Annotated in this window: 16 protein-coding genes; 15 read left to right on the top strand and 1 reads right to left on the bottom strand. The window is 50.7% G+C overall.

Annotated features, from left to right (window positions below; genetic code table 11):
• Positions 1–57 precede the first annotated feature (57 nt).
• From spoVG to WDY75_RS30510, 3 genes are all read left to right on the top strand, one after another.
• Positions 58–342, top strand: coding sequence for a septation regulator SpoVG (gene spoVG / locus WDY75_RS30520; protein WP_006207419.1), 285 nt, complete (start codon positions 58–60; stop codon positions 340–342).
• 110 nt (positions 343–452) lie between these two features.
• Positions 453–1,841 carry a bifunctional UDP-N-acetylglucosamine diphosphorylase/glucosamine-1-phosphate N-acetyltransferase GlmU gene (gene glmU / locus WDY75_RS30515; protein ID WP_006207420.1) on the top strand — a complete coding sequence of 463 codons (1,389 nt, stop codon included), beginning with the start codon at positions 453–455 and terminating at the stop codon, positions 1,839–1,841.
• Between the two features lie 88 nt (positions 1,842–1,929).
• Positions 1,930–2,883 carry a ribose-phosphate diphosphokinase gene (locus tag WDY75_RS30510; RefSeq protein ID WP_006207421.1) on the top strand — a complete coding sequence of 318 codons (954 nt, stop codon included), beginning with the start codon at positions 1,930–1,932 and terminating at the stop codon, positions 2,881–2,883.
• Between the two features lie 155 nt (positions 2,884–3,038).
• Here the strand turns inward: WDY75_RS30510 and WDY75_RS30505 are convergent, their stop codons facing one another.
• Complete coding sequence (locus tag WDY75_RS30505; protein ID WP_006207422.1) at positions 3,039–3,239, bottom strand: hypothetical protein; 201 nt, start codon at positions 3,237–3,239, stop codon at positions 3,039–3,041.
• Positions 3,240–3,346: 107 nt separating this feature from the next.
• Between WDY75_RS30505 and pth the strand changes: the two genes are divergently transcribed.
• The 12 genes from pth to WDY75_RS30445 all read left to right on the top strand — a co-directional run bounded on the left by pth (position 3,347) and on the right by WDY75_RS30445 (position 15,472).
• Positions 3,347–3,910, top strand: a complete 564-nt coding sequence (gene pth / locus WDY75_RS30500) for an aminoacyl-tRNA hydrolase (RefSeq protein ID WP_006207423.1) — start codon at positions 3,347–3,349, stop codon at positions 3,908–3,910.
• Positions 3,911–4,033: 123 nt separating this feature from the next.
• Complete coding sequence (locus tag WDY75_RS30495) at positions 4,034–4,264, top strand: anti-sigma-F factor Fin family protein (protein WP_006207424.1); 231 nt, start codon at positions 4,034–4,036, stop codon at positions 4,262–4,264.
• A gap of 185 nt (positions 4,265–4,449) precedes the next feature.
• A complete protein-coding gene (mfd, locus tag WDY75_RS30490) occupies positions 4,450–7,977 on the top strand; it encodes a transcription-repair coupling factor (RefSeq protein WP_063478224.1) in 3,528 nt (1,175 codons plus the stop codon).
• Positions 7,961–9,046, top strand: coding sequence for a peptidylprolyl isomerase (locus WDY75_RS30485; RefSeq protein WP_063478225.1), 1,086 nt, complete (start codon positions 7,961–7,963; stop codon positions 9,044–9,046). Before mfd ends, WDY75_RS30485 begins: the two co-directional genes overlap by 17 nt.
• A 315-nt stretch (positions 9,047–9,361) precedes the next feature.
• Positions 9,362–9,904, top strand: coding sequence for a stage V sporulation protein T (gene spoVT, locus WDY75_RS30480; RefSeq protein ID WP_006207427.1), 543 nt, complete (start codon positions 9,362–9,364; stop codon positions 9,902–9,904).
• Between the two features lie 199 nt (positions 9,905–10,103).
• Positions 10,104–11,786: a polysaccharide biosynthesis protein gene (locus WDY75_RS30475; protein WP_063479722.1), complete on the top strand. Its 1,683-nt coding sequence runs from the start codon at positions 10,104–10,106 to the stop codon at positions 11,784–11,786.
• 94 nt (positions 11,787–11,880) lie between these two features.
• On the top strand, positions 11,881–13,395 hold the full coding sequence (gene mazG / locus WDY75_RS30470; RefSeq protein ID WP_063478226.1) for a nucleoside triphosphate pyrophosphohydrolase: 1,515 nt from the start codon (positions 11,881–11,883) through the stop codon (positions 13,393–13,395).
• Positions 13,396–13,560: 165 nt separating this feature from the next.
• Entirely contained in the window at positions 13,561–13,833 is a 273-nt protein-coding gene (locus WDY75_RS30465; protein ID WP_036640966.1) for an HU family DNA-binding protein, read from the top strand.
• Positions 13,833–14,111: an RNA-binding S4 domain-containing protein gene (locus tag WDY75_RS30460; protein WP_006207431.1), complete on the top strand. Its 279-nt coding sequence runs from the start codon at positions 13,833–13,835 to the stop codon at positions 14,109–14,111. The genes WDY75_RS30465 and WDY75_RS30460 overlap by 1 nt, the downstream gene beginning before the upstream one ends.
• A 151-nt stretch (positions 14,112–14,262) precedes the next feature.
• On the top strand, positions 14,263–14,544 hold the full coding sequence (yabP, locus tag WDY75_RS30455) for a sporulation protein YabP (protein ID WP_006207432.1): 282 nt from the start codon (positions 14,263–14,265) through the stop codon (positions 14,542–14,544).
• Positions 14,541–15,110 carry a spore cortex biosynthesis protein YabQ gene (yabQ, locus tag WDY75_RS30450; protein ID WP_063478227.1) on the top strand — a complete coding sequence of 190 codons (570 nt, stop codon included), beginning with the start codon at positions 14,541–14,543 and terminating at the stop codon, positions 15,108–15,110. The genes yabP and yabQ overlap by 4 nt, the downstream gene beginning before the upstream one ends.
• Positions 15,111–15,121: 11 nt before the next feature.
• Complete coding sequence (locus tag WDY75_RS30445; protein ID WP_006207434.1) at positions 15,122–15,472, top strand: FtsB family cell division protein; 351 nt, start codon at positions 15,122–15,124, stop codon at positions 15,470–15,472.
• Positions 15,473–15,484 lie beyond the last annotated feature (12 nt).

The following is a 15,484-nucleotide window of genomic DNA, read 5'->3' as shown; positions in this document are numbered from 1 at the left end:
GGTTTGCTGTGTGGAATTATACACCAAGTCTCTGATGGAAAAAGGTGGTGAACACATATGCAAATTACGGATGTCAGACTCCGCCGTGTTAACTCTGAGGGGAGAATGAAGGCAATCGCATCCATTACCATCGATAATGAATTTGTCGTTCACGACATTCGCGTCATCGACGGAAACAATGGAATGTTTGTTGCAATGCCGAGCAAACGCACTCCTGATGGAGAATTCCGCGACATTGCCCATCCCATTTCTTCCGGTACCCGCGAGAAGATTCAATCGGCTGTATTAGCCGAGTATGAGCGCGCGGCTACAGAAGAAGAAGTGATTGAAGAAGGCGCTTAAGTTCTACAATTGGGGTTCAAGGAAAAGAGAGCCATACCTATGGCTCTCTTTTCTTTTTTTGTAGAATGATATATATTCAGTAGTGAGTTCAAGAGGAGGAGGCATGGCCCTTGAAAAGATTTGCTATTGTGCTCGCCGCTGGGCAGGGCAAACGTATGAAATCCAAACTATATAAAGTGCTGCATCCTGTTTGTGGCAAGCCGATGGTAGGACATGTATTGCAAACGGTACAGCAGGTGAACTGTGAACGCAGTGTTGTGGTCGTTGGTCACGGCGCGGAAGCCGTCCGCACATATCTGCAAGACGCAGCCGAATATGTTCTGCAGGAACAGCAGCTCGGTACGGGTCACGCTGTGAAGCAAGCCAAGGAACTTCTTGGCGCTGAGGAAGGATCCACGATTGTCATTTGCGGGGATACTCCACTGGTGACTTCAGAGACACTGGAAAATCTTTTGAAGCTTCATGAGAGCAACAACGCGGCCGCTACGGTGCTTACCGCGCATATGGACAACCCCAAAGGCTACGGCCGGGTCATCCGTGGCGAGGATGGCAGTGCACTTCGGATTGTCGAGCAGAAAGACTGCAGTCCGGAAGAGGACGCAGTTACTGAAATTAATACCGGTACCTATTGTTTTGACAATAAAAAGCTATTCGCTGCACTGGATAAGGTAACCAATCAGAATGCGCAGCAAGAATATTACCTGACCGATTGCATCGGTATCCTGAAACAAGCCGGCGAGACCGTGCTTGCTTATCAGACGAATGATTATGCGGAATCGATTGGCGTCAACGATCGTCTTGCGCTATCAGAGGCCGAAGGTTTCATGAGAGAGCGCATCAACCGCACGCACATGTTAAATGGTGTTACTATCATTGACCCTGCTTCGACGTATATCGGTGCTGATGTCACAATTGGTTCTGACACCGTGCTCTATCCCGGTACCATCCTGAAGGGGAATACGGTGATCGGAGAAGACTGTGTGATCGGACCCGATACGGATATTGAAGACTCCGTTATCGCGAATGGTGCCAGCGTCAAACATTCGGTGCTCAGCAGTGCTGAAGTCGGCTCGCGGACATCGGTGGGGCCTTTTGCTTATCTCCGTCCAGGCGCCAAGTTGGGTGAAGATGTGAAGGTTGGCGACTTCGTTGAAGTGAAGAATGCCACGATTGACAACGGCTCAAAAGTATCCCATCTCAGTTATGTTGGCGATGCCAAGGTCGGCAAAAACGTCAATATCGGCTGTGGAGCGATTACTGTCAACTATGATGGTTATAATAAATCCATTACCGAGATTGAAGATGATGCATTTATCGGCAGTAATGTGAATTTGATTGCACCGGTGAAGGTAGGCAAGGGCGCATTCGTTGTTGCAGGCTCCACCATTACGCATTCGGTTTCCGACAATGATCTGGCCATTGCCAGACAGCGTCAAGAGAACAAGCCTGGATATGCAGAGAAGATTCGGGCACGCGCTATTGCTAAGAAGAACAAGTAAATCGTAATACGCCTGCTTCTCTCGCGAAGATGGGAAGCGGTGATCGGATAGCCTAATTCAACGAACCAGCACGGAGGGTTTTTATTCTATGACTTATCTTGATTCTAAATTAAAAATATTCACGTGTAATTCCAATCCTAAACTTGCTCATCAAATCGCTGACTATATCGGCATTCCGATGGGGGAATCGCATACAACCAGCTTTAGTGACGGCGAGATTCAAGTAAAGCTCTCCGAGAGCGTACGGGGCTGCCACGTATATATCGTACAGTCTACCTGCCTGCCGGTGAATGATAACCTGATGGAGCTGCTGGTTATGGTGGATGCGCTCAAGCGGGCATCCGCGAAGAGCATCAACGTGGTTATTCCGTATTACGGATATGCCCGTCAAGACCGTAAAGCGCGTTCGCGGGATCCGATCACTGCAAAGCTGGTTGCGAACCTAATCGAGAAGGCAGGAGCTCATCGCGTCATAACGATGGACCTGCATGCGATGCAGATTCAAGGCTTCTTTGATATTCCGGTGGATCATCTGCTCGGCGTACCGATTCTTGCACAATACTTCCGCTCGAAGCAGATTGAGAACCCAGTCGTTGTATCTCCGGATCACGGCGGTGTGGTTCGTGCAAGAAAGCTGGCTGATTTCCTGAATGCTCCGCTGGCCATTATCGATAAGCGCCGTCCGGAGCCGAACGTCAGTGAAGTCATGAACATCATCGGGAATATCGAAGGCAAAACAGCCATTCTGATCGATGACATTATCGATACAGCCGGAACGATTGTGCTGGGTGCCAACGCGTTGATGGAAGGCGGCGTAAAAGAAGTGTATGCGTGCTGTACACATCCGGTTCTCTCGGGCCCTGCCCATGAGCGTCTGGAGAACTCTCCGCTGAAGGAAGTTGTTGTAACAGACACCATTCCGATCACCAATCCTAATCCTAGCAGCAAGCTGACCGTGCTGTCGGTTGCTCCATTGATGGGAGAAGCCATCATTCGGGTTCACGAGGAATTATCGATTAGTAAATTGTTTGAAATAGAATAATAAACCGTGCCGGACAGGGTTACATCTCCTTATTAGGAAATGTAGCCCTTGTCGGCTATGGTGACTTTGGCTCGGCCTTACCCCGGCATCGCAGTTGAACAACTGTGAAGTAAACGTTTTCATAATAGAGGCCTGTTAATACACGGTTGGCCATGTCAGTATCCGGGCCTGGAAATGAAAGTGAACGTACTCCGATTGTACAGCGTTCCCTCAAGCTCAACAAAATAGGCGTCGACTGCAGTGATCAGACCCACGTCTATGTGACAACCGAGTTCATAGACTTGAACGGGGATGCCATGCTTCATATGGTATTGAAAATGGCTGTGATGCGTTAATTTCTGTTCAAAAGCTTTCAATGCCGATTCACCTTCTTATGAGGGCATTACGCCAATAGGTTTTGTTCATATTGTACTCAGAAATGCGCAAAGAAGAAAGTATAAATCGTGAAAGGAATCAACCAGTGATGAAATGGATTGTCGGACTGGGCAACCCTGGTCCAGCTTATGAGAAGACACGCCACAATGTTGGGTTCATGGCACTGGATGCTCTGGCGGAGCGTCATGGCATGAAGTTCAATCAGAACAAGTGCAAATCGGTCATCGCCGAAGGGATGATTGGCGGTTCCAAGACCGTTTTGATCAAACCGATGACCTTTATGAATCTCTCAGGCGAGGCTGTACGCGCCTATATGGATTATTATAAAGTAAATCTGGAAGATATGATTGTAGTTTATGATGATTTGGATACCGTCGTTGGCAAGATCCGTCTGCGCTATCAGGGCAGTGCGGGAGGACATAATGGCATCAAATCCATCATTCAGCATACGGGCACTCAAAGCTTTAACCGTGTCCGCATGGGAATATCCAGGCCGGAGCCGGGTTATGCCATCGTAGACTATGTGCTGGGCACCTTTCCGAAGAAGGAGCGTGAGCAGCTGCAGAGCATGGTGGAAGAAACCTGCGATGCGCTGGAGTTCAGCCTGGATCATACCTTTGAGCAGACGATGGCGAAGTTTAACAAATCCTAGAGGAGCATCATATGATGCAGACATACAAGAGATGTATTGAGGCTCCCGAAGCAGAAGAACAGCGTCTTAAACAAGGAAAGTCCGGGCATACTGAAGGTATATACAACCTTCAGGAGGCATATGATGGCGATAACCTATGTTTGTAGACACTGTCGAGCGTTTCAGGGCCGCATCGATTCCAATCATGTATCCGAAGCACGTCTTGGTTTTGATTCCTTGACCCCTGAGGAACGCAAGGATATAATAGCGTATGATTTTAACGGAGAAGTTATGGTTCGGGTAACCTGCGATCATTGCAGGGAAGCGCTCGAAGCCCATCCGGAGCTTAGTCTTTTGGCAAATCCCCTGCAATGAGAGTATAATGGGGTACACGATGCTTTTTCGTAGAAGACATACAGTGGCATAGTCTGCCGCTGCCCTAGCCTTGGCAGTTTTGCTCAAGGCTTCTTTTCGGTTATAATTTTTTGGCAAATGTTTAAAATTCCATGAGAAATAGATTCTAGGAAATTCATTTCTTTTGCATAAGAGAGGTGCCCCTTTTGTTACAAGCACTTATTGATGTATTTTCGAAGGATTCGGATTTCAAATCCATTACGGCCGGGGTTAATGCCGGTATGAGGGAGCAATTGATCTCCGGTCTTTCCGGGTCGTCCAGGCAAATCTTAATGGCTGCACTGCATCAAGACCAGCAGCGCCCGCTGCTCGTTGTGACTCATAATATGTTTTCAGCCCAGAAAATCGCGGATGATCTGCAGGAAGCGCTATCATCTGATCAAGTGCTGTTATACCCAGCGAATGAACTGGTAGCGGCTGAGTCGGCGGTATCAAGCCCCGAGACTCTGGCACAACGGATTGATGTACTCGTCCGCTGTGCCAGGGGCTTCCGGGGTATTGTCGTTGCGCCATTTTCCGGCGTGCGCCGGCTTCTTCCAGCACCGGAAGTGATGTCGGATGCCCGGATCGTGCTTCATGATGGCGGGACGCTTGTGCTGGATTCCTTCTTGAATCGGATGGTTGAGATGGGATATGAGCGGGTGGAACGGGTTGAGAGCCGCGGTGAGATGAGTGTCCGCGGCGGCATCATCGATTTCTATCCGATGACAACGACGATGGCCTACCGTATTGAGCTGTTTGATGAGGATATCGACTCGATTCGAACATTCGACCCCATCGATCAGCGCTCGATTGATAAGGTTCGGGAAGTAGTCATCACGCCGTGCAAGGAGATTATTGCGGATTCGGAGCGGCTCAGCCGTACGGCTGATACGGTGGTTCGTCTGCTGGAGGCGCAGCTCGAACGTATGAGTGACCGCCAAGCCAAGCTCCGTTTGCGGGATGAAATACACCGCGAAGTTGAAATGCTGCGCGAGCGGATTTATTTCCCTGAGCTCTATAAATATATTTCTTTGTTATATCCGGAGAAGACCAATCTGTATGATTACATGCCGAAGGATACCATTCTGATTATGGATGAACCGGCACGTCTGCTCGAAACAGCGAAGCAGCTGGAACGGGATGAGGCCGAATGGAATTTGCATCTGATGAAGAATGGCAAATCCCTTCCGGAGCTGCCGTTGTCGCTGGATACGGAGGAACTGATCTATCAGCATCCATATCAAAGCCTGCTGATCTCGATCTTCCTGCGTCAGGTGCCAAGAATGCAGCCGCAGAATATCATTAATGTCATCACGCGCGGCATGCAGGATTTCCATGGTCAGATGAACGTGCTTAAGGCGGAGATGGAGCGCTGGAAGAAATCTGGCGTTCAGGTCATGATGCTGGCGGGCGATGCGGAGCGGATGGACCGCATGCGGCGAGTGCTGCAGGACTATGGCATTGACGAGCCGGTGATGCTTGAAGGGCATCTGCAGAATGGCTTCGAGATGCCTTCTGTCCATGCCGCCATCATTACAGAGAGCGAAATGTTCTCCTCGAAGCAGCGCAAAACTCGCAAAAGCACGAAGAATATGGACAATGCCGAGCGTATCAAGAGTTACACAGAGCTCAAAGTCGGCGATTATGTGGTGCATCAAAACCACGGTATCGGGAAATATATGGGGATCGGGACGCTGGAGATCAACGGGATCCATAAGGATTACATGCATATTTTGTATGCTGGTGGCGATAAGCTGTCCGTTCCGATTGAACAGATCGATCTTATCCAGAAATATGTCGGTTCTGAAGATAAAGAGCCGAAGGTTTACAAGCTGGGCGGAAATGAATGGACCCGGGTCAAGAACAAGGTCCGTTCCTCCGTTCAGGATATTGCCGATGATCTGATTAAGCTGTACGCCGAGCGTCAGTCCGCTCCCGGATACGGATTTGAGAAAGATACGTCAGAGCAGCAGGAATTCGAGGACATGTTCCCTTATGACGAAACACCCGATCAACTCCGTGCCATTACCGAGATCAAAAAAGACATGGAGCAAAATCGACCGATGGATCGGCTGCTGTGCGGCGATGTTGGTTACGGAAAAACCGAAGTGGCGGTTCGTGCTGCATTCAAGTCGGCCATCGAAGGCAAGCAGGTTGCGGTACTTGTACCGACAACGATTTTGGCGCAGCAGCATTACGAGACGTTCCGGGAGCGTTTTGCCAATTATCCGATCAACATTCAGGTGCTGAGCCGTTTCCGCAGCCGTAAGGAACAGAATGAGACGATCAAAAAGGTGAAGCAGGGTTCCGTCGACATTCTGATCGGTACACACCGCTTGCTGTCTCAGGATATTGTGTTTAAAGATCTGGGACTGCTTATCGTGGATGAAGAACAGCGGTTTGGCGTTACGCATAAGGAGAAATTAAAGAAGCTGAAGACCAATGTCGACGTGTTGACGCTGACGGCAACGCCGATTCCCCGCACATTGCATATGTCGATGCTCGGCGTGCGGGATTTGTCGGTTATTGAGACACCGCCGGAGAATCGTTTTCCGGTGCAGACTTATGTCGTGGAGCACAGCCAGACCCTGGTTCGGGAAGCTATCGAGCGTGAGCTGGCCCGTGGCGGTCAGGTCTACTACCTCTACAATCGGGTTCAAGGCATTCAGGAGATGGCCGCTCAGATATCCATGCTTGTGCCGGAGGCCAGAGTGGGTGTCGGCCACGGTCAAATGTCGGAGACAGAGCTGGAGAAGACAATTCTCGACTTCTTGGATGGCGAATACGACGTATTGGTCAGTACGAGCATTATCGAGACGGGTGTCGACATTCCGAATGTAAACACATTGATCGTGCACGATGCGGACAAAATGGGTCTCTCCCAGCTGTACCAGCTGCGCGGACGTGTAGGGCGTTCCAATCGAATCGCTTACGCTTATTTCACATACCAGCGCGATAAAGTATTGACCGAAGTGGCGGAGAAGCGGCTGCAATCGATCAAAGAGTTCACGGAGCTTGGCTCCGGATTCAAGATCGCGATGCGGGACTTGTCGATTCGCGGTGCCGGCAATCTGCTTGGAGCGGAGCAGCATGGATTCATTGCTTCTGTCGGGTTCGATCTCTACTCGCAGATGCTGGCTGAGGAAATTCAGAAGCGCAAAGTCAGCATGCTGGGCGAGCCTGCGCTGCCGACAAAAGATTGGAATACATCCATCGATCTGGGCATTGACGCTTACCTGCCATCGGATTACATCTATGACAGCATTCAGAAAATCGAAATTTATAAAAAAGTGGCGGTCGTCTCGTCCATTGACGAATCGGCTGAGCTTGAAGATGAGCTGCTTGACCGCTTTGGCGAGCTGCCGCTGGCGGTAAGTAACCTGCTTGCTGTTTCCCGCTTGAAGGTATATGGTCGTACGTACGGGATCGACTCGATTATTCAGCGCGGGGACGATGTGCTGCTGCAGTTCTATGAAGGACAGGACAAGGCGGTTAATACAGCAGGTCTTGCGCAGATTGGAAATATGTTTGAAAGACGTGTACAATTTGAACAAGGACCTGCGATGGCTATTCGCATTAAAGGCAAGGGACTTTCCGATCAACAATTGTTAGAATTGCTGGAGCAATTCCTGGAGGCTGCACAAGGGCCATTCAACCTGAAGGGAGAACTACAAAATGCCGTTAAGAAATAAAAAGGCATGGAAGACATTCATTGTATCCATCACAGCCGTACTATCCATGTCGATGATCGCTGCATGCGGAAACGACAAAACCGAGGGTGCCAAAGAAGATAACAGTAAAGTCATTGTGAAATATAAAGGCGGAGAAATTACCGAGAAGGAATTCGATCTGGAGCAGCGCATGATCCAGTTCATGTCTCCGGAATACGCCCAATTTCTGCAGATGGATGAATTTAAAGAGTATTTGGCCAAGCAGGGCGTAGCGTATGAATACCTGTATGCCAAAGCTGACGATAAAGCAAAAGAAGCTGCCGAGAAGCAAGCCGATGATCTGCTCAAGCAGCAGAAGAACGGTATGGGCGAAGATCAGTTCAAAGCAGCTTTGGAAACGCAGAAATTGACCGAGCAGGACCTGAAGAACTACATGCTTCGTGTTCTGACTGTAATGGAGCACGAGAAGAATCAGGTCTCCGAAGAGGATATCAAGAAGGATTTCGATGCAAACAAGAAGGATTATACCAACATCAGCGTTCGCCATGTCCTGGTGAGCTTTAAAGATGCGGAAGGCAAGGACCGACCAGAGGGAGAAGCCCTTAAAATCGCCAAGGAAGTGGAAACCAAGCTGAACAAAGGTGAGGATTTTGCCGCAGTAGCGAAGGAATATTCCCAGGATCCGGCCTCCAAGGACAAGGGAGGTCTGATTGAGAACAAACCTGCGGGTTCTTGGGTGCCGCAATTCAAGGAAAAAGCTCTGACGCTTGAGCTGAACAAAATCAGCGCTCCTGTTGAGACGGATTACGGCTACCATGTCATGAAGGTGGAGAAGCGCGAGGAAGTTGCATATGACAAGCTTCCTGCCGATCAGAAGGAAGGCATTCTGAACGAGCTTGCTTCCGCGAAGATCGATAACTTCATGCAGAATGAGCTTAACGATCTGATTGAGAGCATGGATCTTCCGAAGAGCGAGAATACGGACAAGCCTGCTGAAGGCACAGGTGACGAGAAGAAGGACGGCACAACCGATAAACCGGCTGAGGGCGACCAGACGCCGGATGCTGGCAAGGAAGACACGGGCAAATAATTTGACGGACAAGCGTCCCGTTAATTATCTTGTGCTGCGCTGCCAATATTCAAGTATTGTAAGACAGCGAATGGCTCAAATGGCGGGATTTGTAATCCATAACGTGCGAAATCGCGCGTTATGGATTTTTTTCCCCAAGACCTGATGAATTTATTTTTGGATTTCGCAACCAACAGAGGGTAGATGATGTATAAGGAATTGGGAATGGATGAATACTATGGTCAGACATTAACTCTTATATACCTGGGGACATCCTCTTCCCGAATGGAACAGTAGTTGAAAAATCTTCTTAATGAAAGTGGGGCAACAAGTGACATGAAAGCTACTGGTATCGTCCGCCGTATTGATGACCTCGGGCGCGTGGTCATTCCGAAAGAAATTAGACGCACACTGCGGATTCGCGAAGGCGACCCGCTCGAAATTTTCGTTGACCGGGATGGAGAAGTCATTCTGAAGAAATATTCACCTATCGGTGAATTGGGCGATTTTGCGAAGGAATATGCGGAATCCCTTTATGAGAGCACAGGTCACATCACGATCATCTCTGACCGTGATACCTTCATCGCTGTAGCAGGCGGCTCCAAGAAGGAGTATTTGGACAAGCCGATTGGCAACCTTCTGGAGAACTGCATGGAGAATCGGAAGACGGTTCTGGAAAGCAACAGCGGTACTTATGAGATCAGCAAAGACAACCCGGAAGCCTTGTCCGCTTTTGTGGTTGCGCCTATCATAGCTGGAGGAGATCCGATTGGCAGCGTTGTGCTGATGAACAAGGATGAATCCGTGAACATGGGTGAAATGGAAGTGAAGATGTCTGAAACGGCCGCAGGCTTCCTCGGCAAGCAAATGGAACAGTAAGACGAGGATATGACGCCTTGGATGGAGACTCCCGCTGAATGTTGATCTTAGGATCAATCGACAGTTGGGAGTTTTTGTTGTCTGATATAGTTTTGTACCGCTCCCCTACCCTTGGTTATAATGGAGATACACATGACGGCATCCGTATTATGGTTGATTGGTGATCCGTAAAGATCATGTAGGGGATTGGAAGAAGGCTATGAAACCAGATCAAACAGGCGTAAGGCTCCTGCGGGGAGCGTTTATTCTCAGTGCGGCCGCGATTCTGTCCAAGCTGATTGGAACATTGCAAAAAATACCGCTACAAAATATGGGCGGAGATGCCGTATTCGGCATCTACAACACGGTTTATCCGTTTTATATGATGATGATTACCCTTGCGGCTGTCGGTTTCCCGGCTGCCGTCTCCAAATATGTGGCGGAGTATGAGGCGGTGGGACGAACCGAGGACAGCCACCGGCTGCTGAAGCTGTCTTCCATCACCTTGGTGCTGTTTGGTCTAATCCTGGGTTTCCTGATGTATGTTTGCGCTCCATGGATTGGCCTATGGATCGGAAGCAGCCAAGTGGTTCCTGCGCTTCGCGCAGGTGCATTGGCTTTGGCGTTCGTTCCTTGGATGGCGGTACTGCGCGGTTATTTTCAGGGTCTGCACAATATGGTGCCAACGGCGATTTCCCAGATTACGGAGCAGATTGTCCGTGTAGGGGTTATGATTGCGCTGCTGCTCTACATGATTCGTGCCGGAGCCCGTGCAGATATGATTGCGGCCGGGGCGCTCCTGGGGTCTGCCGCCGGCGGTGCAGCCGGGCTCTTGGTGATGGGGCTGTACTGGCGGAAGCACATCAAGGGGTATCGAGGCAAGGTACATGGAGGAGAAGGAAGTTCAACATTCGGCATACCGGATATGAACGATTCGGGGCAGCATGCCGATGTAACTAAAGAGGGAGCGGGTGTTCTAATTCGCCACCTGCTAGCCTACGGCATCCCGGTTTGCCTCAGTCTGCTTGCGGTTCCTTTGATTGGACTGGTGGACACTTTCACAGTGCCACGGCTGTTGAAATCCAGCGGGCTTGGCGAAGCGCTGACGATGGCGGAGTTCGGGATCTATAACAGGGGTCTGCCACTGGTCCAGCTGGTTACGATGCTGGCTGCCTCCTTGTCAGTTCTGTTTATTCCTGCACTGGCGGAAGCCAAGTTCAGAGGAGAGTCAGACCGTGTTGCAGGGCAAACCCGTATGGCCCTTCGCTGGTTCTGGCTGATCGGGATGACGGCCTCCGTAGGACTGGCCGTGCTTGCTGAGCCGATTAACATCATGCTGTACGAAGATGCAGCCGGTACGGGGACGATGCAGGTGATTGCCTTCACGGCGGCCGGAGGGACGCTGAGCACGATTACAGCCGCGCTGCTTCAGGGCATCGGCGTCGTGAAGGCGCCAGCGCTCCATCTGCTGGCGGCGGCTGGACTGAAGCTGCTGCTCAACCTGCTGCTGGTGCCGCAGCTGGGCATTACCGGCGCAGCCATCGCTGGCGTGGCTGCGCACCTGACCGCCGCAGCGCTCAATCTCGCGCTGCTCTCACGCAGTGCCGGCGCACGGCTTGACGCCGGCGGGCTGCTCGCGAGGACGCTGCCCGTCCTCGCAGCGGTGGCGCTGGCCGCCTGGGGCGCAGGCGAAGCGGCCAGCGGCATCTTGGCGGCGGCCGGCTTCGCCCCAGGCCGCCTTACCTCCGCGGCCCGGAGCCTGAGCGGCGTCGCGGCCGGTGGCGGCGCCTTCCTCATCGGCGCCGCGCTCACGAAGCTCCTCACGGAGGAGGAGCTTCGGATGCTGCCGAAGGTCGGAAGACCGCTGGCAGCCTTCTTGCGGGCCTTGCGTGTGCTGCGCTAAAGCACGGCAAACGTGAGATGTTTGATCTTCTGTGATATAGTAGTGTACGATAACGACGTCTACAAGGCGGACGAAGAGCGAAAGGAAGTATCGTATGAGTGCATCCATTACGGTGGTCGGCCTGGGTTCTGGCAATCCTGATCGATTGACTATAGGCATCATAAAAACCATGCAGCGGGCATCGAAGGTGTATGTGCGCACATTATCTCATCCCGTAATCGCTGCGTTAAATGAATTCCAGGTCAATCCGGAATCGTTTGACCATGTGTATGAAGCACATGACACCTTTCCTGAGGTGTACGAATCCATTGCATCCGCTCTGATCAACCTGGCCAGAGCTGCTGAGGATAATCGTGAGATTGTCTACGCGGTGCCGGGACATCCCATGGTAGCGGAAGCCACGGTTCGGTTGTTGCGGGAGCGCTGCCCGGGAGAGAATGTGACCCTGACGGTGCTCGGCGGTGAGAGCTTTCTGGACGAGGCCTTCGTTCGCCTTGGTTTCGATCCCATTGAGGGCTTCCAGCTTCTCGATGCAGCTGAGCTTCAAGCAAGCGTCCTTCAGCCGCAGCTGCATACCCTGATCGGCCAGGTGTATGACATGTTTACCGCTTCGGAAGTCAAGCTGGCGCTGATGGAACTGTATCCGGACGATTACCCGGTTATCGTGGGCCATGCACTGGGCGTTGAAGGCGAGGAAGCGATTCAGCGTGTGCCGCTCTACGAACTGGATCGTATCGAAGGTTACGGGAACCTGTCGCTGGTCTATGTGCCTCGAAGTGATGACAGCCAGCTCCGGCAGAGGACGTTTGCCAGACTTCATGAAATTGTCGGCATTCTGCGCAGTCCTGAAGGCTGCCCATGGGACCGTGAGCAGACCCATGAGTCCATCCGCAAAAATCTGATCGAGGAAACCTACGAGGTGCTTGAGACGATTGATGAGGATGACCCTGAGCATATGCAGGAGGAGCTTGGTGATCTCTTGCTGCAGATTATGCTGCATTCACAGATGGAGGAGGAGCTCGGTACCTTTACGGTGTACGATGTCATTCAAGCCCTGAATGACAAGCTGATCTTCCGTCATCCGCATGTCTTTGGCAAGAGCAGCGCCAAAGACGCGGAATCGGCCTTGCAGAACTGGGAGCAGATGAAAGCCGAGGAGAAGCGCCTTAAAGGCCTCTCCCCGGAGAAAGCCTCTGTACTGGACGGCATACCGCGGGATCTTCCCGCATTGATGAAAGCGTACAAGCTTCAGAAGAAGGCATCCAAGGTCGGCTTTGATTGGGATAACATCGAAGGTGTGTTCCAGAAGATTGAGGAGGAGCTTGGTGAACTGCGGCAGGCTGTGGCCGAAGGTCAGTCAGCCGAGGATACGGCACTTGAGCTGGGCGATCTGCTGTTCGCGGTCTCCAATGCAGCAAGATTCATCGGAGCAGACCCGGAAGAGTCTCTTTCGAGAACGAATCGGAAATTTGTCAGTCGCTTCAGCTACATAGAGGAGCAACTTGCTTTGCAGGGAAAATCCGTTGAGGGAAGTACTTTGGACGAGATGGAAGCCCTATGGCAGGCTGCCAAATCGGGATCGTCACACAGCGGCGGGATCCACGGGTGAAAAAAGGCAACTTTTCACGAAAAAATAAAAAAATAGGGATTTGCGGCAGGAATTCCGCAAGGCATCCAGAATAATCATTTATGGTGAAATCTTGCAGTGTGCAAGGCGGTTTAACCGAATAACCGTAAATCTTATATTTTTCTGATAATTGGGAGGATTTAACTCATGAACAAAACAGATCTGATCAACAACATTTCCGGTAAAAGTGGATTGACAAAAAAAGACGTTGAGAACGTCTTGAATGGCTTCCTTGGCGAAATCACGGATGCTTTGGCTAATGGTGATAAAGTTCAATTGATCGGCTTCGGTACTTTCGAAACTCGCAAACGCGCTGGACGCACAGGCCGTAACCCGCAAACAGGCAACACCATCGAAATTCCAGAATCGAACGTTCCTGCATTCAAAGCAGGCAACAAACTTAAAGAAGCTGTAAAATAATGCGAGTCGATAAATTCCTGAAAGTATCGAGGTTAATTAAGCGGCGTACCGTAGCGAAAGATGTATCGGATCAAGGCCGGGTGCTGATCAACGGCCGTGAGGCGAAGCCGAGCAGCACGGTTAAATTGGGCGATGAGATCACCGTCCAGTTTGGCCAGAAGCTCGTGACCGTCCGGGTCGAGCGTCTTACCGAGACAACCCGTAAAGATGAGGCAACCAGCCTCTATACCTTGGTCAAGGAAGAACCGATCGTTAAAGATCACGGTCTGGACTGGTAAGCAGCCTAAACCGTTACAAGAAGCGTCCTTCTCACATGGGGTGAGGGGGACGCTTCTGTTTTTTATGCCATGATCTTCACTGAAGTGCGCTTCCGGGTTCTAAAGACAGGCACCTTTCCATAAGCTATTGTTAAAAGGAGGGGTACATGCCATGATCGACCAAGGGAAGGGCAAGTTTCATGACCTGAGGATGCAGAACCGGAAGCTGCTGGACATAACGGGTGTCCAAAATGTGGAGAGTTTTGACAGTGAAGAATTTCTGCTTCAGACCGAGCTGGGGCATCTCACCATTCGGGGGCAAAATTTACATATTAAAAATCTCAGCCTGGAAGAGGGGCTTTTGTCGATTGAAGGTCAGGTGCATTCACTTATTTACCTGAATCCCGGTTCTCAGGCCAAGAATAAGAGCCTGCTCGGCAAGCTGTTTAAATGAACCCAAGCGTACAATGGATCACGCTGCTCTGGATGCTCTTCTCCGGAGCAGCGATGGGAGTCGCCTTCGACAGCTACCGGGTGCTGGCCGGGCAGCTCCATTTCCCAAAATGGTCCAAGCATACCCTGGACTTCCTTTACTGGATTGCGGCAGCGTTCTTCATTTTTCGCATGTTGTACTTCACCAATAACGGCCAACTGCGTTTTTACGTGTTTGTAGGGCTATTTATAGGGGTTTGGATCTATTTTTTATTATGGAGTGTCATAACCCAGCGTTTTGTGGTAATGTTAATTCAAGTGACAAAAAGCATATTGTCCTTTTTGTACAAGTTGTTCCGCATGTTGCTTTGGAATCCGATTAAAGGAATCCTGATGTTATGCTTAGGGTTGTTAAGGTTTCTATGGAAGTTTCTCCTGTCGCTGTTGCGTTTGGTACTTAAATGCCTCATGCCTTTTTGGCGACTCTTGAAATGGATGCTGAGACCGATCACATCCAGAGTCAGGTTACCTGCATGGAGCAAGCAATTAGCGGACAAGGTTATTAAGGCGTGGAAGCGCTGGTTTTAGGAGGTATGGTCATGGGAAGATTTGCTGATCCGTCGAAGCAGGCTCCCCAACAAACCAAGACGAAGAACAAAGGCGCCCGCCGGCGTAAAAGAATGTTTGTGGCGATGATGGCGCTGTTTTTGATCTGGGCAGGTTCAACGCTCTGGTCCCAGAATGACCGCATCCGTAATCAGAACGAAGCGCTAGCTCAGAAGCAAGGGGATTATAAGTCCGTTGAACAATCGCTAAACCAGATTCATCATGAAGTGGAGCGATTGAAGGACCCTGAATATATCGGGCAGATTGCCCGTAAGAAATTTGGTTTATATCTGCCAAATGAAACACCGATCATTCAGCCCCAAAATTCGGGCGAAAAGCCGTAATTAGGCATGACA

Origin of the sequence: Paenibacillus glucanolyticus, from assembly GCF_037333485.1 — a bacterium.
In the GTDB taxonomy this organism is placed as follows: Bacteria; Bacillota; Bacilli; order Paenibacillales; family Paenibacillaceae; genus Paenibacillus_AQ; species Paenibacillus_AQ glucanolyticus.
Note: the sequence above shows the minus strand (reverse complement) of the source record. Positions and strands in the feature narration are given on the sequence as shown.

What these genes read in the sequence shown, in the direction of transcription:
- spoVG (WP_006207419.1), top strand. Translation starts at nt 58, where the DNA reads ATGCAAATTACGGATGTCAGACTCCGCCGTGTTAACTCTGAGGGGAGA.
- WDY75_RS30510 (WP_006207421.1), top strand. Translation starts at nt 1,930, where the DNA reads ATGACTTATCTTGATTCTAAATTAAAAATATTCACGTGTAATTCCAAT.
- pth (WP_006207423.1), top strand. Translation starts at nt 3,347, where the DNA reads ATGAAATGGATTGTCGGACTGGGCAACCCTGGTCCAGCTTATGAGAAG.
- WDY75_RS30495 (WP_006207424.1), top strand. Translation starts at nt 4,034, where the DNA reads ATGGCGATAACCTATGTTTGTAGACACTGTCGAGCGTTTCAGGGCCGC.
- WDY75_RS30485 (WP_063478225.1), top strand. Translation starts at nt 7,961, where the DNA reads ATGCCGTTAAGAAATAAAAAGGCATGGAAGACATTCATTGTATCCATC.
- spoVT (WP_006207427.1), top strand. Translation starts at nt 9,362, where the DNA reads ATGAAAGCTACTGGTATCGTCCGCCGTATTGATGACCTCGGGCGCGTG.
- WDY75_RS30475 (WP_063479722.1), top strand. Translation starts at nt 10,104, where the DNA reads ATGAAACCAGATCAAACAGGCGTAAGGCTCCTGCGGGGAGCGTTTATT.
- mazG (WP_063478226.1), top strand. Translation starts at nt 11,881, where the DNA reads ATGAGTGCATCCATTACGGTGGTCGGCCTGGGTTCTGGCAATCCTGAT.
- WDY75_RS30465 (WP_036640966.1), top strand. Translation starts at nt 13,561, where the DNA reads ATGAACAAAACAGATCTGATCAACAACATTTCCGGTAAAAGTGGATTG.
- WDY75_RS30460 (WP_006207431.1), top strand. Translation starts at nt 13,833, where the DNA reads ATGCGAGTCGATAAATTCCTGAAAGTATCGAGGTTAATTAAGCGGCGT.
- yabP (WP_006207432.1), top strand. Translation starts at nt 14,263, where the DNA reads ATGATCGACCAAGGGAAGGGCAAGTTTCATGACCTGAGGATGCAGAAC.
- yabQ (WP_063478227.1), top strand. Translation starts at nt 14,541, where the DNA reads ATGAACCCAAGCGTACAATGGATCACGCTGCTCTGGATGCTCTTCTCC.
- WDY75_RS30445 (WP_006207434.1), top strand. Translation starts at nt 15,122, where the DNA reads ATGGGAAGATTTGCTGATCCGTCGAAGCAGGCTCCCCAACAAACCAAG.